This window comes from Atribacterota bacterium, from assembly GCA_039638595.1.
Classification (GTDB): Bacteria; Atribacterota; Atribacteria; order Atribacterales; family Caldatribacteriaceae; genus Profundicultor; species Profundicultor thermophilus.
This window is the reverse complement of the sequence record JBDIWM010000019.1, coordinates 1-17086: the sequence shown is the minus strand read 5'-3', so window position 1 is coordinate 17086 and position 17086 is coordinate 1. Positions and strand designations below refer to the sequence as shown.

The 17086-nt window shown below is 48.4% G+C and carries 18 protein-coding genes; 7 read left to right on the top strand and 11 right to left on the bottom strand.

From position 1 onward, the window contains the following. Positions 1–37 precede the first annotated feature (37 nt). Complete coding sequence (locus ABDK92_05950) at positions 38–1477, top strand: gluconeogenesis factor YvcK family protein (protein ID MEN3186166.1); 1440 nt, start codon at positions 38–40, stop codon at positions 1475–1477. Here the strand turns inward: ABDK92_05950 and ABDK92_05945 are convergent. Genes ABDK92_05945 through ABDK92_05935 form a run of 3 tightly spaced genes read right to left on the bottom strand, consistent with a single transcriptional unit; the run spans position 1447 to position 4893 of the window. Next, entirely contained in the window at positions 1447–3009 is a 1563-nt protein-coding gene (locus ABDK92_05945; protein ID MEN3186165.1) for an FAD-dependent oxidoreductase, read from the bottom strand. The two genes, ABDK92_05950 and ABDK92_05945, sit on opposite strands and share 31 nt — an antisense overlap. Then, on the bottom strand, positions 2999–3862 hold the full coding sequence (nadC, locus tag ABDK92_05940) for a carboxylating nicotinate-nucleotide diphosphorylase (protein ID MEN3186164.1): 864 nt from the start codon (positions 3860–3862) through the stop codon (positions 2999–3001). The genes ABDK92_05945 and nadC overlap by 11 nt, the downstream gene beginning before the upstream one ends. Continuing rightward, a complete protein-coding gene (locus ABDK92_05935; protein MEN3186163.1) occupies positions 3862–4893 on the bottom strand; it encodes a hypothetical protein in 1032 nt (343 codons plus the stop codon). The genes nadC and ABDK92_05935 overlap by 1 nt, the downstream gene beginning before the upstream one ends. Before the next feature lie 103 nt (positions 4894–4996). Between ABDK92_05935 and ABDK92_05930 the strand changes: the two genes are divergently transcribed. The 6 genes from ABDK92_05930 to rdgB all read left to right on the top strand — a co-directional run bounded on the left by ABDK92_05930 (position 4997) and on the right by rdgB (position 9972). Continuing rightward, entirely contained in the window at positions 4997–5818 is an 822-nt protein-coding gene (locus tag ABDK92_05930; GenBank protein MEN3186162.1) for a carbon-nitrogen hydrolase family protein, read from the top strand. 71 nt (positions 5819–5889) lie between these two features. Next, positions 5890–6381, top strand: a complete 492-nt coding sequence (locus ABDK92_05925; GenBank protein ID MEN3186161.1) for a single-stranded DNA-binding protein — start codon at positions 5890–5892, stop codon at positions 6379–6381. Continuing rightward, the gene (locus ABDK92_05920) at positions 6344–7963 is read left to right on the top strand and encodes an N-acetylmuramoyl-L-alanine amidase (GenBank protein ID MEN3186160.1); all 1620 of its coding nucleotides are present in this window, start codon (positions 6344–6346) and stop codon (positions 7961–7963) included. The genes ABDK92_05925 and ABDK92_05920 overlap by 38 nt, the downstream gene beginning before the upstream one ends. Positions 7964–7968: 5 nt before the next feature. Then, entirely contained in the window at positions 7969–8604 is a 636-nt protein-coding gene (locus tag ABDK92_05915) for a GerMN domain-containing protein (GenBank protein ID MEN3186159.1), read from the top strand. A 49-nt stretch (positions 8605–8653) separates the two neighbouring features. Continuing rightward, complete coding sequence (gene rph / locus ABDK92_05910; GenBank protein ID MEN3186158.1) at positions 8654–9382, top strand: ribonuclease PH; 729 nt, start codon at positions 8654–8656, stop codon at positions 9380–9382. Then, positions 9379–9972, top strand: coding sequence for an RdgB/HAM1 family non-canonical purine NTP pyrophosphatase (gene rdgB / locus ABDK92_05905; protein ID MEN3186157.1), 594 nt, complete (start codon positions 9379–9381; stop codon positions 9970–9972). The genes rph and rdgB overlap by 4 nt, the downstream gene beginning before the upstream one ends. On the opposite strand, the gene ABDK92_05900 is transcribed toward rdgB, so the two are convergent. From ABDK92_05900 to ABDK92_05865, 8 genes are all read right to left on the bottom strand, one after another. Next, complete coding sequence (locus ABDK92_05900; GenBank protein ID MEN3186156.1) at positions 9969–10526, bottom strand: O-acetyl-ADP-ribose deacetylase; 558 nt, start codon at positions 10524–10526, stop codon at positions 9969–9971. The genes rdgB and ABDK92_05900 overlap by 4 nt on opposite strands. Before the next feature lie 190 nt (positions 10527–10716). Beyond that, positions 10717–12036, bottom strand: a complete 1320-nt coding sequence (locus ABDK92_05895) for a class II D-tagatose-bisphosphate aldolase, non-catalytic subunit (GenBank protein MEN3186155.1) — start codon at positions 12034–12036, stop codon at positions 10717–10719. Then, a complete protein-coding gene (locus ABDK92_05890) occupies positions 12030–12986 on the bottom strand; it encodes a sugar kinase (GenBank protein ID MEN3186154.1) in 957 nt (318 codons plus the stop codon). The genes ABDK92_05895 and ABDK92_05890 overlap by 7 nt, the downstream gene beginning before the upstream one ends. Positions 12987–13227: 241 nt before the next feature. Then, the gene (locus ABDK92_05885) at positions 13228–13605 is read right to left on the bottom strand and encodes a YjbQ family protein (GenBank protein ID MEN3186153.1); all 378 of its coding nucleotides are present in this window, start codon (positions 13603–13605) and stop codon (positions 13228–13230) included. 18 nt (positions 13606–13623) lie between these two features. Beyond that, positions 13624–14466 (bottom strand): carbohydrate ABC transporter permease, encoded by an 843-nt coding sequence (locus ABDK92_05880; protein ID MEN3186152.1) that lies wholly within the window; start codon positions 14464–14466, stop codon positions 13624–13626. A 9-nt stretch (positions 14467–14475) separates the two neighbouring features. Continuing rightward, the gene (locus ABDK92_05875; protein ID MEN3186151.1) at positions 14476–15321 is read right to left on the bottom strand and encodes a sugar ABC transporter permease; all 846 of its coding nucleotides are present in this window, start codon (positions 15319–15321) and stop codon (positions 14476–14478) included. 96 nt (positions 15322–15417) lie between these two features. Further along, positions 15418–16755, bottom strand: coding sequence for a sugar ABC transporter substrate-binding protein (locus ABDK92_05870; GenBank protein ID MEN3186150.1), 1338 nt, complete (start codon positions 16753–16755; stop codon positions 15418–15420). A gap of 14 nt (positions 16756–16769) precedes the next feature. Beyond that, positions 16770–17086: substrate-binding domain-containing protein (locus tag ABDK92_05865; GenBank protein MEN3186149.1), on the bottom strand; the 317-nt coding region annotated here is incomplete at its 5' end.

Here is a 17086-nt window from a genome sequence, read left to right as displayed (position 1 = left end):
GGAGTAAAATAAAATTACTCCAAGGGAGAGGTGAACAATGGATACAGAGGTTTCTTCTCGAAAAGCAAGGGTTTGGCGCTGGTTCTACCCGGGAATGCGGGTGAAAAGATGGTTACTCCTGGCAGTTTTAGGAGTCATGATGATTTCTCTGGGGATGAGCCTCATTCTTTCCAACCCTTATTTTCGAGTTCTCTACCGGTACTGGCGGCAACTTGTATTTGAAGCCATGCGCAGCTACCCGCTGGCGGTGCTCTTTGGAACGCTCTGGCTGGCAGGAGGAACCATTCTCATCGTTTACGGTCTACAACGAATGAACCGCTCTATTCTCGGGGCCATTACTCCCTCAGCGGAAAGAGAAATCGTGGATAAAGTATTTCGAAAAAGACGTCTGGAACGGGGTCCTCACATTGTAGCTGTTGGAGGAGGACATGGTCTTTATACCTTGCTCCACGGAATCAAAAATTTCACGGCGAATGTCACTGCCATTGTCACCGTTTTCGACGATGGAGGAAGCTCAGGAAGATTGCGACGAGAAATGGGAGTTCTCCCTCCAGGAGACATTCGTAACTGCCTCATTGCCCTTGCTGATGTTGAACCCCTAATGAGAGAACTGTTCCAGTATCGTTTCCCCGACAACGAGGAACTGAAAGGGCATAACGTGGGAAACCTTTTTATCACTGCCCTCACGCAAATTACTGGAGACTTCCAGAAAGCCATCCTTGAATCGAGCAAAGTTCTGGCTGTGCGGGGAAGGGTCCTGCCAACAACGCTGGAAAATGTTCTGCTCAAAGCAGAGTGTGAAGACGGCTCCATCATTCAGGGAGAATCAAATGTGGGAAAATGCCAGAAACGCATCAAAAGGATTTTTCTGGAACCCTCTTCTGTGCGGACCACCCCCGAAGTGATTAAAGCTCTAGAGGAAGCGGATCTCCTGATTCTTGGTCCGGGAAGTCTTTATACCAGCGTTCTCTGCAATTTGGCGGTTGAAGAAGTTCGAGAAGCAATCCTCCGCTCCTCAGCACCACTGGTTTTTGTATGCAACATCACCACCCAGCCCGGTGAAACCGACGGGTACACCTTTACCGACCACCTGAACGCCCTCTTTGCATTGATCCCCCCAGAACGGGTGAACTATGTGCTAGTTAACGGAGAACTTCCCTCCCCAGACATCCTGGAAGAACTAAACCAAAATGGTATTACCCACATTGTTATCGACCGTTTGAACCTCCATGCTCACACCAAAATTCTCGAAGCACCGCTCCTCTCTCCGGAAGCCCCAACCCGCCATGATTCCGAAAAACTGGCCCAGGCTCTTATTGAAATCCTCCTTACGGAAAAACCGTTCTTCAGTCTCTATTTCGCCCTACAGGGAAATCAGGGATTGAAAAACCTGAAAATTGTACGCCTGGTCAAAGGATGGCGGAAGGGCCAGAACGGAAGAGTCTCTCACGATTTGAGAGAATCAATCCGGAAATGAGCACCACAGGAATAAGGATTTCGTAAAGCGCTCTCAGTAACCAGAAGAGCGCTTTTCACCATGTTGGCAAGCTCCACGGTTTCCATAGAAACCCCGTACGTATTTCGCAGGGTGACTACTTCTCTAGTGAGCTGAAGCAACAATTCTTTCGCATGGGAAAGACCTTGTCGATGGCGAATAAGGCCCACGTGCTTCCAGGTATTGGTTTTCACCATCTTTTGCAATTCTTCGACCACGCTGGCCGGGGGTGGATCTCCTATTTTTTCTTCCCAGGGCAGGATAGAAACACGGGGAAAAGGATCTTGAGTTTTCACAATCCGGCGAGCAATCTGGTAACTAAAAGTCAGAGCTTCCAGAAGACTGGTGGAAGCTAACCGGTTTGCCCCATGAAGACCCGTGCAGGCAACTTCTCCTACTGCATATAACCGACCCAAGTTCGTTCTCCCCCAGCTATCGGTGAGAATGCCTCCACAGAGAAAATGGGCTCCTGGAACGACTGGAATTGGTTCTCTCGTGATATCGAGACCACGGCCGAGAAGCTCTTCATAGATCCCTGGAAAAGCTGTTCTAATTTTTTCTGGAGAAAGACGCTTGTACAAATCGAGGTACACACACTTTTCCTGGGTCCTTTGCAATTCTCGAAAAATCGCCCTGGCCACCACATCCCGAGGAGCAAGGCTTCCCATAGGATGATATTTATGCATAAAAGACCGACCCTGGCGGTCAACAAGTTCTGCCCCTTCTCCCCGCACAACCTCTGAAATAAGGAACGCACCAGAAGGCTTAGGAGAGAAAAAAAGCGTAGGATGAAACTGGACATACTCCATATTCGTAAGGTACGCCCCCGCTCGAGTAGCCATAACCAGGCCATCCCCGGTATTCCAGGAACCACCAGAAGAATATTCATAGATTGCGTTGAGACCACCCGTAGCAAGAACGGTGTTTGGGGCAAGGATGGGGATAATTTCTCTCCTCTTTCTATCGAGTACATAGGCACCCCAACATTCTCGAGGTTTATACCGCCACGAATAGTCCTGAGCATGATAGGAAGAAATGATCAATTCCAAACTCATGAAGCCACTCCCGAGCTCCACTAAGGGATGTGCTTTTACCTTCTCGTTCAGAACCTGCTGAATAACCCGACCGGTATAATCCTTCACATGGAGGATACGACGAAGTGAATGAGCGCCCTCCCGAAAAAAATCAAGATTCCCTTCTGCATCCCGGTCGAAGGGAATGCTCAAATACTCAAAGAGAATCTTTTTCACCAGCACCGGACCCAAACGAGACACAAGACGCGCAATGTGCTTTGACGAAGAACCAGAAGAAGCGTTCGTGATATCCTCATAGAGACTTGTAGCGCTGTCACCAGGTCCTCGAAACACAATTCCACCCTGAGCCTGAGCTGTGTTGGTTTCTTCCAGGGTCTCTCCCTTGGTGAGAAGGACGACTCGAAATCCCTGTTCAGCCAGAAGCAAGGCCGTAACACTTCCAGCGATACCGTTGCCAATTACCAATACATCACAGTCCATTTTGACCCCCTATCTCCAGGCTCATATCAATCCAGGAAGCATGATGAGTGATATATCCGGTGGAGATCACATCCACCCCTTGCTCAGCAATAAGGCGCACGTTGTGAGGATTGACGTTACCCGAAGCCTCAATGATTGCTTTTCCCTTCGCTATTCGCACTGCCTGCCTTATATCCTCAAGACTCATATTGTCAAGCATGACCACATCCACCTTTTCCTCCAGAGCTTCCCGTACTTGCGAAATACTTGCACATTCCACCACAATTTTGGTGGTAAAGGGAATTCTGGAACGAACTTCCTGTATCGCTTTTTGTAGGGAGCCACAAAGCGTAATATGATTGTCTTTAATGAGCACACAATCATAAAGTCCTAAACGATGATTGATTCCTCCTCCACAACGCACTGCGTACTTTTCAAAAATACGAAGACCAGGCGTGGTTTTACGAGTATCAGCGATCTTAACCCCCAGATCCGCCACGAGATTCACCATCTCCCTGGTTTTCGTGGCAATACCAGAAAGACGCTGCAGCAGATTCAATGCGGTCCTCTCTCCAGTGAGCATCGCACCAGCACTTCCAGAAAGGCGCATTAAAACTTCTCGGGATCGAAAAAAAGTCCCATCCTGGACGACTATCTCTCCTTTTATTTCCGGATCAAGAAAGGTAAACACCCGTAGAGCAAATTGCCCCCCCGCCATCACGCCCTCCTGCTTGGCTACAACACAAGCTCGAATGGTCTGTCCGGTAAGCTCCCCCATACCCTGGGTAGTCAGGTCCACAGCTCCAACATCTTCCTGTAAAAATTTTTCAATATGCTGATCGACAATCCATAATGGCCAATCTTCCACACCCATCACGCTCCTTTCGCCACAAACCTCCTGTCCTCGACCACTCCAAAAAGCAAAAAACAGGCCACACTTCCGATCCCACCCTTTTCTCCGAAACGACGGGAAAGAAGTAAATTGTGCTCAAAAAGGTAAGTGGGATTGGCAAGGAGGGCCAAGACCTCTTTTGGTGTGAGCATGGAAACAGGAACAATCTTTTTCCCCAATCCCACCGCCTGAATCGTCCTTACTGGGTCGAAACTGATTACGAAATCGCTCTGATTCAATGCCTCCTGGTAAAAGGTGGTCACATTGATATAGATTTTATCCTTACACAGATACCCTTCCATCACTTCTCCCTCTAAACTTCTTCGCCAGTGCCATCCCGTTCCCTCAGCGTATTTCCGAATCTCATGAACCTTGGTCCCCTTGGGAATAACCAGGAGAAAGTACGCCGGTGTACGAGAAGCAATCATATCGACGGTTTCCTGCAGGAAACTCAAATCATGCTCTACATGAGAAGCTCGGGGAAAGAGAGAAAAAACCGTTTTTTCCCCTGCAGGAAAGGAAAAATCTCCAGGTGAGAGGAAATCTGCCAAGAGATTTCCCGAAAAGTATGCAGGAATGTTTCGCTGACGAAGTTCCTTAACCCGATCCTGATCGTTGAGAAAAACAGTCTTAGCAAAATATCGCACGAAGAAAAGCTGGAAGAAGCGAAACGATTCCTCCCAGGTTTTACTGACACCGATAAAGAAAGCCTTTTTACCTGTCAGAAGAAAAATCAGCAAAAGGGGAAATGTTCTTCCACCAACAAGCACTAAGTCTTCTTTCCATCCCCGACGGCGCCAGAAAGTCTTACAAAAAGAGTACCAGAAGAGCATTCCATGTCGAGAACCCCGCCACCGTGTTTCCTTCAGTCCTCTCTTACGAAAGTTTCCAGGCCTGAGAAGACTTAAAAAGAACACCGGGCTTCGGGGTGACTTCTGTTTAAGTTCTCGATACAGAGCCACTGATATTTTTTCCTCGATTTCCCCATCTGCTATAATGAAGTAGCGGGGCACAAATTCTCACCACCGGGACACCATGAAAGGACTGGTTGTAAAACGCACTTCCGAATTAGCAGTATTATAATACAGAAGTTTTTGTTCTCGAAAGATGAGGAACATGGAGAAAGTCTGCGTTGGGGTCACCCAATTTCGGGTTGAGAAAGGTAAAAAGAAGAATCTGGATAAAGTGGAATACTGGGTAAGCACGGTAGCTCAAAACGGAGCTGAGATAGTGGTTTTACCCGAAATGTTTGTTTGTCCTTATGAGCTCAAATATTTTCCCTTTTTTGCTGAAAGCTTTCCCCAGGGAGAAGCACTGACTCTTCTTGCGCAACTGGCCAAGAAACACCGCATTTACCTTGTGGGCGGCTCAATCCCCGAACGATTCAACGGTCGATTCTACAATTCTTCGTTTATCTTCAATCCTCAGGGAGAACTGGTCGCTCGACACCGGAAAATCCACCTTTTCGACGTAGAACTCGAAAGGCTTGAATTTAAGGAATCCAGAGTTTTTTCTCCGGGCGATTCTGCCACGCTCTTTGATACCCCCTGGGGAAAAATCGGGGTTATGATCTGTTATGACGTGCGTTTCCCCGAAGTTGCTCGCTTTTACGCTCTGAAAGGAGCGGTGATGGTCGTAGTCCCAGCCGCTTTTAACCATATCACTGGGCCATTACACTGGACACTGACTTTTCGGGCCAGAGCCTTAGACAACCAGGTTTTCATGATCGGTGCTTCACCGGCTCCAAATCCCGAAAGCCAATATCGAGCATACGGACACAGCATAATCGTCAACCCCTGGGGTCAGGTGATACGCGAAATGGGAGAAGAAGAAGGTTTTTTGATGGAAAACCTTGACCTTGGAGAGATTAAGAGAGTCAGAAGGTCGCTCCCCCTTCTTCAGCACAGACGAGAAGAGGTGTACATGATTTTTCGATAGAAAGCGCTTTAACCTTTCCCCGCCATGTGTTAAACTCATAAGGAGATCGAAGAGCAAACGAGGGAAAAAGTATGAGTCGAGATATCAATTATTTCTTTGGCATCGGCAACTTGACCCGGGAACCGGATCTCCGCTACACCCCTCAGGGAACCCCGGTTTGTCGCTTCAGTATTGCCATGAACCGCCGTTATCAGGGGAAAAATGGCCCAGTTGAAGAAGTGACCTATATCAATGTCTCTGCCTGGTCAAAATTAGCCGAAATCTGTGCGCGTTATTTACACAAAGGAAGCCGAGTCGCCGTGGTGGGAGAACTTCGTTCCAATTCCTGGGAAGGCAAGGAAGGTGAACGCCGCGTTTCATACGAAGTACGAGCCGAAAACATTCAGTTTTTAAGCCTTCCCCGGAGCATTAAAGAAGAAGTGCGGGAACTCCCAGATTTTGAAGTGCAATCAGATTCCGAGATGATGGAACCCTTCACCCACGAGATGGAAGAAAAGCCATTAGGAGAACTGGAGGATATTCCCCTTGAAAACGACCAAGAAGCCGGCATACCTCCTTTCTAAGCTGTTTATTGCGGTTCTAACCGGGTTTCTTCTATTTTCTATCAATCCGAGAGCGCTAGCCGCCGTGAATGTCGAAATTGATGGCCAACTTTTGGTTTCACAGGCCAAAACCAAAGTCGCAAGTGGAATCCTGTATGTTGCCGTGGAGGAACTTTTCGAAGAACTCGGAGGCATCGCTTACTATTCTCCCATTATGAAAAAGGTTCATCTGAGGCTGGAAAAGCAAATTTGGACCGTTTCGCTGGATAAAAGTACAGTGGTTTCAGGAGAAAAAGAGCTACCTTTTTCCGAGAAAGACATCTTTATTGAAGGTAACACAGCCTACGTTTCCTTCAACCTGCTCAGTCGTTTATTCTCTATTACCCTCCGTTCTTCCGAAGACAGAACCCAAATCAAGGAATCACCTTCTCCTCAACCCACTGAAACTCCTTACCGTACCCCTTCTCTCTCCGGGATTCGGTATCATTCCTACGAAAACGAGGCCCGAACCCGGGTAACCCTTGATTTTTCGGGTAACCTTCCTTCCTACTCCTATCAGATAGACCGAACCAGGAACAAACTGGATGTTGTTCTACGCAATTGTGACACCCAGAACGTATCTCCGATTCTCTCGATCAACGATAAACGAGTAAACCGTATCGAAACCAGAAAAGAAGCGGACCGAGTCCTCATCACGGTGTTTTTTACCCAGACGGTGGGAATAAAAGATGGAAAACTACCTGGGGGAACGAACCCGCGCCTCTACTTTGATTTTGTCTCCCTGGTTGAAGCCGAAACCAAACCATTCGTCACTGCGGTTCCCACTCCCTCACCAGCGCCCTCCATAACTCCCCAGGAAACACCATTTAAAACAACACCAATCCCCAAGTCGAGCACCCTTGACCGCCTGAATCCCAAAGCCATTGTGATTGATCCGGGTCACGGGGGTCAGGATCCGGGATGCGTTCAAAATGGGTACCAGGAAAAAGCAATCGTGCTGAGCGTTGCGAAGCGATTAAAAGAACTCTTAGAAAAAGAGGGATTTCAAGTCTTTATGACCCGCTCCGACGATACCTACCCCACGCTTGAAGCGCGTTATGCTCTGGTCAACAAAATTGTCCCGCTTGTATTCATAAGCATTCACTGTAATGCTGCACCCAATCCTTCGGCTTCTGGAATAGAGGTATTCGTGGGAAACTCTAAACCCAAAGGAGAGAGCGCACTTGAGGTAGCCAATCGAGAAAATGAACGCTTTCTGGCGGAAAAGGAAAGAGACCAAAATCGCAACGTCTTTGACGCGGTCCTCGCTTCAGCATACTACGGAAGTAGCAGAGAAGCCAGCTTAAAACTTGGAAGCATGCTGATTGAGCGAGTCACGGCCCGGACCGGACAGGTCAAACGAGGCACCAAGGAAGCACCCCTGGTGGTTTTACGCAATATTTACTCTCCAGCGGTTCTTGTAGAGATTGGATTTCTGAGCAATCCTAAAGAGGCCAAAAATCTGGCTTCTTCCACCTTTCAGAGTAAGATTGCTCAGGGAATAGCCGAAGCGATCAAAGCATTTTCTCAGAGCGAAGCAGCGAAAAAACTCCTGGAAGAGTGAGAAAAATGGAAAAAAAGAAGTGGAAATCGAGAAAGAATAAGAACATAAAAGGTGTAAGTCGGTCACCACTTTTCTACATCCTTTTGGGAATCGTCCTCTTTTTCGGGGTGGTCTACGGAGGAGAGTTGGTTTTCCGCCTCATTTCTTCTCAAGGAGAAAAACCCTCTTCTTCTCCAGTTTCGCACGAGCCCGCCTTAAGTCAAACCCCAGTCCCAACCGGAAAGGAAGTAGAAGTAACGCTCTATTTTACCAACCCTGAGTTCACGGCTCTCTTCGGAGAAACGCGAAAAATCCCTCGCAGCGAAACATGGTTAGAAGACATCGTAAAGGCACTCCTGCAAGGACCCAAAAATACTTCCCTTTTTAATCCCATTCCGCCTTCCACCCGTTTAAATGCTGTATTCCAAGACCAAGAAGTCGTGTATGTGGACCTGAGCGAAGAAATGATGCGTAACCAGTCTGGCGGCACCTCTCAAGAACTCCTGAGCGTCTATGCCGTTGTGGATACGCTGACCGCCCTTCCGGGAATCAAAAGGGTCAAAATTTTGATCAATGGAAAAGAAGAATTAACACTTTGTGGTCACATTGACATCTCCAAACCATTAGAAAGGGATGAAAAACTCATTGCCCAAGTTCGTTAGTTTTCAGGAACTGGGAAACTACCTCAAGAAAGAAAAGGAAGGGTCACTCATGCGGAATGACGGAAGAAAACCCGATGAATTAAGACACATCTCCATTCAGAGAAATTATCTCAAATATGCTGAAGGTTCGGTTTTCATCGAAGCCGGTCATAATCGCATTGTGTGTTCAGCTTCTATCGAAGACAAAGTCCCACCTTTTTTACGGAACACCGGTCAGGGTTGGATTACTGCTGAATACGCCATGATCCCTCGCGCCACCACTACCCGCAACATCCGGGACGTGGTCCGAGGACAGGTTGGAGGAAGGACCCATGAAATTCAGCGCCTCATCGGAAGGACCCTGCGAGCCGTCACCAACCTCGAACGACTTGGGGAAAAAAGCATCCTCGTGGATTGCGACGTCATGCAGGCCGACGGTGGCACCAGGACTCTAGCCATTACTGGTGCTTTCATCGCGCTGGTTGACGCCCTATGGACCTATATCGACCGAGGCCTCCTCAACAAAGGAGGTCTGATTAAAGATTATCTGGCTGCAGTCAGTGTGGGAGTAGTAGGAGGGCAGGTGCTCTTAGACCTCAACTTTGAAGAGGATTCCAATGCTCAGGTTGATATGAATATGGTGATGACCGGGAGCGGAAAACTGGTGGAAATCCAGGGTACAGCAGAAAAAGACCCGTTCCCCAGGGATACTTTAAATACGCTTCTCGATTTTGCCCAAAAAGGGATTCAGGAAATTATCCTTCTGGAACGGAAAGTCCTAGAAAGAGGATTGCCATGAAACGGTTCTTTTACCTTGTGAGCCGAAACGCTGGAAAAATTCGGGAAATCCAGGAGATTGTTGCTCCTTTTAATCTGGAAGTACGTAACATTCACGATTTCTATTCGCTTCCTGACATCGAGGAAACTGGAGCCAGTTACGCTGAAAATGCGCTCCTCAAAGCAAGATACGGTTTTCAGCACACCAGAGAAATCTGTATTGGGGAGGACTCAGGACTGGAAATCGACGCCCTTCATGGTGCACCGGGCATTCAATCGGCCCGATTTGGGGGGAGCAACCTCCCGTTTCAGGATAAAATCAGCGAAATTCTAAAACGTCTCGAAGGATTACCACCGGAAAGGCGCTCCGCCCGCTTTGTATGTGTGGCGGCCTTGGTTTTTCCTGGAGGAGAAAAACTCTTCGAGGGAATCTGCGAAGGATGGATCGCCCAAAAACCACAAGGCAATCAGGGTTTCGGCTATGACCCAATTTTCGTTTTCCCACCCTTCGAGAAAACCTTTGCTCAGCTTGGCGCAGCAGTGAAAAATCGCTACAGCCACCGAGCTCAAGCTTTTAGAAAGTGCGCTGAGTTTTTAATCCACGAACTTTAGGGTTCGATGCCTCTCGTTCGAAGCACCTCCTGCAGGGTTTCTTGGTAGACACGCAAATCCTGCAGGGCAAAAAGGACAAAAACAATGTCCCGAACCGGGCCGTTTAGATTTTCGGTCATAAAATCAAGCACAGCCTGAAGCGCGATTTGAGCAGCTTCTTTTACTGGATACCCATAGGCCCCGGTAGAAAGGGAAGGAAAGGAGATGGAAGCAATACCTTTTCCCTTCGCCAGAGCAAGGCTCGAAAGATACGCGCTGCGAAGGAGTTCTGCTTCACGATTCTTCCCTCCCTGGTAAATCGGCCCCACAGCGTGGATGACGTATTTGGCCTTCAGGTTCCCACCACTGGTGAGCACTGCTTTCCCTACAGGACATCCTCCAATTTTCCGACACTCTTCAGCGATCACCGATCCTCCAGCCCGATGGATGGCACCATCAACGCCTCCACCCCCGGCAAGACGAGTATTGGCTGCATTTACAATCGCTTCGGTTTCTTGATTGGTAATATCTCCCTGAATTAATGATAGTCGACACCCACCAATCCACACTTCCATTGCCCACCACTCCCAAAGAAAGACTCACACGAGTAGTTAATTTCCCCCTTACTCACCAAAGCATCCGCACCTTGAACCAAGAACCCATATACGTCTTTCTCACACGAAAGAGTTACCGCTTCCTTGCTTTCCCCAAACCTCCTTTAAAGATAAAAATAGACCAGCCACCTTTGGCAAAACAAAAGCCCTTCTAAGAAACTCCTTTTAGATCTTTCATGATTCCCTTCAACTTCTCCTCCAAATCCAGAAGATTAAAAGCTCGGAAGTACTTATCCATGGCTTTTTCAATCCGCGCCATCACGATCTCCTCCGGCTGGTACCCATTCTGAGAAAGGTGACGATAGAGAAGGAGGCGACTCTTCACCACCCGAGGTTGAGCCCACACATAACGACACCCGGTTTTCAAAAGCCACGACCTTCGTTCCGGCGTCAGTTCGGAAAGATTTTTGCCCTTTTCATCATCCTGGAGCCATTTTTTCCATCTCCCACTGGCTTCAACCTCTTCAGTAAGAACCTGGAGAAAATCGGATTTTCGGGGAATCATCCTCTGGGCAAAAAGCTGTTCTTCAATGTGCACCAGTTCCTGCAACGCTTCGTACTCCTCCTCGGTAAATTCCGGCCCCACGTTTGCCGCCCCCATCTGCGACCGGGGATAGGCTTCGGGGTTCTCCACATAGTCGGTGTAATGACCTTTGATAAAGGAACCATAACTCCGGACTTTCCGAGCAAGTTCCTGAGCCACTTCCGGATCAAAAAGGGTAGTATGAAGGTCCGTTCCCACTTTCCCTACTACAAAGATGGGCCAGATATCTTCCAAAGAAGCCTCACGGAGGCCATTTTTGAGTCCGGCAAGAAAACGCTCGAAAACCTCCATATCAGCCAATCCTCCGTGGACCTCTTCGGTGCCCACTTCATACGAAATGGGTGGAAATCCTCCCTTCCGGCGGTAGGTTTCAGCATGCCGAATGAGTTCGATGGTTCGCCCGATAACCCACTCGACGGGAATGGTTGAATCTCTGGGGATAGTTTTGTCTACTGTGGGGTCTACATGGAGAAGGTCATATCCAGCTGAAATTGCAGCTCCAAAAGACTTCTTGGTCCATTCCATACAGCGTTCCAGAGACCAGTTCTCCATACTTTGAATATCCTTGACCCATGGACCACCATGGTCCACAGCAATGATGATGAGTCCCTGGTAATCGATAGATTCTGCCTCCATTTTAACGAGCTCCACAAATTCTCTCTGGGTGAGACCCGTATACCCGCGGTCAACGTCCACCTGGTTTAAGGTAGCTGCAAACTTAATGGGAGCATTGGCCCGTTTGGCACTCCGCAAGGCAGCTTTAATCACCGTTTCTGAGTTGGGACACACCGCCAGGATGGTGTACGATTGCCTTTCCCGAACGGACAATTTCTGCACCATCTCCATCAAAAAATCAACCACAGCCTTATTCCTTTTTCGAGCCTCTTGCCGGATGAAACTCTGGTCAACTTCATCTCGTCTCAGCAACGATGTTCTCTCCTTTCAGCTCGAGCCATAAACTCTTTCACTTCCGTTAACGTCGGTGCCCCCTCCATGGGCCCTTTTTTGGTTACCGCCAGAGCCCCCACAGCATTGGCAAGCTTTCCCACCTCCGGAAGCGGCAAACCTTGCGCCAGACCAGCCAAAAACCCAGCACAGTAACAATCTCCCGCTCCGGTGGGGTCGATTTCCTCCACCATAAATGCCGGAACCTCCCATTTTCCATCCTTCGTATAGATCACCGAACCCGCTTCCCCTCTTTTGAGAGCCACAATTGCTGGACCCTGCGAAAGAACTTTTTCACAAGCCCGGTCAACATCGCTTTCATCGGTCAACACCAGAATTTCTTCAGCAGTTGGGAATATCACTGCACTTTCCCGCAAGATGGGTTGGAAGAGTTCCCGAGCTTTCTCTTTTCCCAAGAGTTCTGGACGGAAATTGGGATCAAAGCTTATTTTTCCACCTCCCCCTTTCACCAGCTTCATGGCTTTGAGATACGATTCCCGACACTGGTCGTTAATCAGCATACTAGAACCCATCACATGGAGAAAATCAAGGCGTGAAAAAACATCATCAGAAATATCCTGGGGGAAAATCTGACCGGACGCCGCCCGGGAAATATGGTAGATAAACTTACGACTTCCATCGCTAAAGTAAGTCACAAAAGCAACGCCGGTGGTAAAATCAGGGAGCCGTTTGATACCAGAAATGTCCACCCCATCTCCCCGCAGACGCTCTACGATGAGTGTTCCAAAGTCATCATTTCCTACCGCTCCCACGAAGAACACCTTTTCCCCCAAGCGGGCCAGACAATCGGCGAAAATTGCAGGAGCACCACTGGGAAAGGGACCAACAAAAATTCCCGGAACCCCCAGAGGTTCATCAACCCGGTCCCGCATAATCTCAACCAACAATTCTCCCAGGCATCCAACGTTCATGATTTTTTCCCTCCCGCCTCTACTCAGTCTCAGGACAATCCCTTGCCTTTCCTTACCTTGTTTAAGGATATCAAATCCCTGGAGGAAAATAAAGGAGACACACTGGGAGCCTCTTTTGATAGGATACCGATCTTCATGCCGTAATAGCTTCGAATGATAATCCGTTCTACCACAATCTGAAGAACACTAAAAAGGAAACCCCGCACGGTCTAAGGCAGAAAACACTGAACCACTCGGTGACTCACAAAGCCTGGATAACCAGCACATACACCGAGCGAGCCTTAGGTCCATTAAATTCATAGAAATAAATCCGCTGTCCCTCACCCAGAAGGAGTTTTCCGTTTATCGCGATAAGCACCTCCGTTGGAGCAACAAACGCCGCGCCGGTTTGGGGTTCTTCAAATCCACTCTCTTCTCGTAGTACCTTTTTCAAAAGGCGATTTAAGGGTGGGTCTTCTAGCACCGCACCCTGAATATTTACAGCAGCGTCAGAGTGCGGCACATAGACAAAAACCCCCGCTTCGCGGGCCTGTGATTCCCGCACCACCCCCTCCACGAGGGCTGTGATATCGATCACTTCTTCTCTTTTGGTGGTCGTTATGGTGATTGCGCGAAACATCCCATTTCCCTCCTTCTTTTATCCTTTGACCGCTCCAAAAGTGAGACCTCGAATCAGGTAGCGCTGCATTAAAAGAGAGAAAAGGATAACCGGGAGCATGGTCACAATACCTGCCGCAGCCAGCGGTCCCCAGGCAATACGCCACCCGGTGATGAATCGTCCAAGATAAATGGGTAAGGTTTGCGCTTCTTTACCGGTGGTGAGGACTAAAGCCATCAGGAATTCACCCCAGCTCTGGATAAAAGCCAGGGTGGCCACTGCCGCCAGTCCAGGAGCACTTAAAGGAAGCACCACCCACAGAAAGGTCTGCCAGGTGTTTGCCCCATCTACGAAAGAAGCTTCATCCAGCTCACGGGGAACTTCGTTAAAAAACGTGAGTAAAATCCAGGTACTGAACGGAGTGGTAAAGACCAGGTGGGAAAGAATCAAAGCCCACCAGGTGTTGATAAGGTGGAGACGACTAAAAATGATGTAGAGAGGAAGTGCCGAAGCAATGGGTGGTAACATCCGAATAGAGATAATCCAGGATACAAAACCCATCCCACCAATTTTGAAACGCGAAATGGCGTAAGAAGACAATGCCGCAATGACCGTGGAAAGGCAGGCCACAAGCAGAGCCACGACAACGCTATTACGAAGGTAGGGAGTGATGGTGGCAATAGCGGTGGTAGTGCTCCCAAAAAATCCTCCCTCCAAACCCAGAAAATTGCCCAGAGTGGGCGAAAACAAAAATGAAGGAGGCCAGGAAAACCAGTCCTCGCTCCTTTTAAAAGCGGTGGTAACCAGCCAGTATACCGGGAAGAGAAAGAAAAAAAGCACAATCCCCACGATTATTCCCTTAATCACTCCTATTCCGCGCATTGCTCCCTCCTATAACTCCAGAGTCTCTTTCAGACGGACCGTTCGAATGAGTATGTTGGTGAGCACCGTAACCGCCACAAGTAAAAGCATACTCAGTGCTGATGCATACCCAACGTCCCAGCCAAAGGAAACCCCCACTTTGTAGATGTAAAAACTGTAGGAGTGGGTAGCCGACCCCGGTCCACCAAAGGTGACCATGTAAACAATATCAAAAATTTTCAGCACATCGATGAGACGGATAATGAGTACCACCCAGACCAAAGGTCGAAGCAAGGGGAGCTCTATGTAGCGCAGGGCACTGAAGCCACTTGCTCCATCAACCAGAGCCGCTTCCACCACATCCCTGGGAATGGATTGCAATCCGGCATAGAGAATCAGGAATACAAAGGGAGTCCATTGCCATACATCGATAAGAACCACTCCCAAACGGGAGAATAATTGAGTCCCCAACCAGGATACTTTAGCAATCCCTAAAAGGGAGAAAAAATAGTTGACCGGACCGAACTCAAAATTGTAGAGCATTTTCCAGGCAATTCCTGCCACCACGGCTGGAACCATCATGGGGGTAAGAAGCAAGCTGCGAAAAACTCTCTCCCCAAAGAAATCACGTAACAAAAAGGCAATACCAATTCCCAGAATAATTTCCAGGGGTACCGCAGTCACAAGGAGGAGTACAGTAAAATCGACACTCGAACGAGCAGTTCGATCCCGCCATATCTCCCGGTAATTTCCAAAACCGATAAACTCTGGCTTTTCCCAGGAAGCCAGATTGTAGCGATGAAAGGACATGTAAATCATATACACAAATGGGTATATGGTAAGACCCAGAAACACAAGAAGTAAAGGGAGAATCATTAAAAACCCTATTACTTTCTTCTTTCTTACGCGTTTTCCCATCAATACTCTCCGTTGTTATAAAAAGGGGAGGGGGATACTCCTCCCCTTTTTAGTTTATTTTCTCAGAGCTTTTTCCCATTCCTGAGCCACTTCGTTGAGGGTTTCAATACTATTTGGTCGTTGACCGAGGAGAACTTCCGAAAGTGTCCCAACCAGGACATCTTCTAGCTTCGGTTCCTCAGGAATCCTGGGACGGTGTGAAGCTCCCTGTAATGACTGGAGGTAAACTTCAGCCAGCCACGGTGAATCAGATTGAACCTCGGCATCCTCAATAACCGATTGACGGGTAGGACCAATCCGGTACTTGAGCCACTGGATTTTGTCACCCTCTTTGCTTGTGGCATACTGAATAAAGCGGAATGCCCACTCCTTGTGCTGGGACGCAGCGTTGATTCCCACTCCCCATCCACCACTGACCGGAGCACCACCAGGCATGACTGCCACTCCTACTTTTTCCTCAAAAGGCTGTAAATCTGGGGATTCCTTCCAGCTTGCCAAACACGCCGTCCACTGAGGAATCATGGCCACCATACCTTTGGAGAACGCCTCCAGAGTCTCGCCATAGTCTGAACCTAAGGGATCAGGAGCATACTTCATAAGGTCCATCATATCCTGAAGAGCCTTCACCCCTTCTTCCGAATTGAAAGCCGGTTTTCCCTCAGCGGTGAAATAATCTCCCCAGTCAAGGTCCACCGGTCCAAATTTGCTCACCCCTTCTTTAGAACGCCGATAAGGGCCAAAAAAGTTCAAAAACATGTAAAAGAGGGTATGGGTTCGGGGAAACATCAGGGCCATACCATACTCAGTGGGAGAATCTGGATTCAATTTCCTGGTGAAGAACTCCGCCACTTCCTTGGCTTCTTGCCAATTTTGCGGCAAGGTTAAATCTCGTCCGTATTTTGCCTTGAATTTCTCCTTCAAACCCTGGTCCCCAAAGAGGTCCTTCCGATAGAAAAAGAACATAGCTGCGCCGTAAAAGGGGTACCCGATTCTTTTGTCCTTCCAGTAACCATACACGTACCGAGCGGTGGGAATGAAATCCTGATCGTCGAAACTTGGGTCTACCAGATCCGGATGTTCGCTGGCAAAGACTTCCAGGTCCAGCATACCCGGAGCGATGGCCCCAGCCGTCATCAGATCCCAAGTGGTGACATCGAACGAACCAACTCCACTCGTCAGATCCTGCAAAATCCTGGGATAGAGCACTTCCCAAGACAAAGGAGTGACTTCAATGGTCACCTCAGGATATTTCTGCATAAAGTTCTGGGCCAATTCGTAAATCGCATCAGCGTTGTCTGGAGAAGACCACACCGTCAGTTGCGCCGCATATCCTACTTGCACCGCAAAGACGAGGATACTTAAGAAAACGATAGGCAACATTATTTTTCTCATTTGTTTTCCCTCCCTCAAAGGTAAAACTCGAGATTACTCCTCATAACCACGATTGGCTCAAGATACGCACACGGAGGCGGCACGATTCCTTCTACAAGATACCGAAAAAGAGACATGGTGGCTTCAAAACCCTGTCGATACGGATTTTGGAAAATTGTGGCATGGATCACCCCCTTTTGAAAATATGGAATCATGGCCTGAAAAAGGTCGGTGGTGATAACTTTGGGAGGTCGATAAAAAGGAGTTTTTACCAACACCTCGCAAATGGCAATCGAATTGGCCGTGGCGATATAAATCCCTTCCAACTCAGGGTAACGCTGAAGCACTTCCA

Excerpts from the sequence above, each read along its gene's own strand:
- ABDK92_05950 (MEN3186166.1), top strand. The coding sequence starts at position 38 with ATGGATACAGAGGTTTCTTCTCGAAAAGCAAGGGTTTGGCGCTGGTTC.
- ABDK92_05945 (MEN3186165.1), bottom strand. The coding sequence starts at position 3,009 with ATGGACTGTGATGTATTGGTAATTGGCAACGGTATCGCTGGAAGTGTT.
- nadC (MEN3186164.1), bottom strand. The coding sequence starts at position 3,862 with ATGGGTGTGGAAGATTGGCCATTATGGATTGTCGATCAGCATATTGAA.
- ABDK92_05930 (MEN3186162.1), top strand. The coding sequence starts at position 4,997 with ATGGAGAAAGTCTGCGTTGGGGTCACCCAATTTCGGGTTGAGAAAGGT.
- ABDK92_05925 (MEN3186161.1), top strand. The coding sequence starts at position 5,890 with ATGAGTCGAGATATCAATTATTTCTTTGGCATCGGCAACTTGACCCGG.
- ABDK92_05915 (MEN3186159.1), top strand. The coding sequence starts at position 7,969 with ATGGAAAAAAAGAAGTGGAAATCGAGAAAGAATAAGAACATAAAAGGT.
- rph (MEN3186158.1), top strand. The coding sequence starts at position 8,654 with ATGCGGAATGACGGAAGAAAACCCGATGAATTAAGACACATCTCCATT.
- rdgB (MEN3186157.1), top strand. The coding sequence starts at position 9,379 with ATGAAACGGTTCTTTTACCTTGTGAGCCGAAACGCTGGAAAAATTCGG.
- ABDK92_05900 (MEN3186156.1), bottom strand. The coding sequence starts at position 10,526 with ATGGAAGTGTGGATTGGTGGGTGTCGACTATCATTAATTCAGGGAGAT.
- ABDK92_05890 (MEN3186154.1), bottom strand. The coding sequence starts at position 12,986 with ATGAACGTTGGATGCCTGGGAGAATTGTTGGTTGAGATTATGCGGGAC.
- ABDK92_05885 (MEN3186153.1), bottom strand. The coding sequence starts at position 13,605 with ATGTTTCGCGCAATCACCATAACGACCACCAAAAGAGAAGAAGTGATC.
- ABDK92_05880 (MEN3186152.1), bottom strand. The coding sequence starts at position 14,466 with ATGCGCGGAATAGGAGTGATTAAGGGAATAATCGTGGGGATTGTGCTT.
- ABDK92_05875 (MEN3186151.1), bottom strand. The coding sequence starts at position 15,321 with ATGATTCTCCCTTTACTTCTTGTGTTTCTGGGTCTTACCATATACCCA.
- ABDK92_05870 (MEN3186150.1), bottom strand. The coding sequence starts at position 16,755 with ATGAGAAAAATAATGTTGCCTATCGTTTTCTTAAGTATCCTCGTCTTT.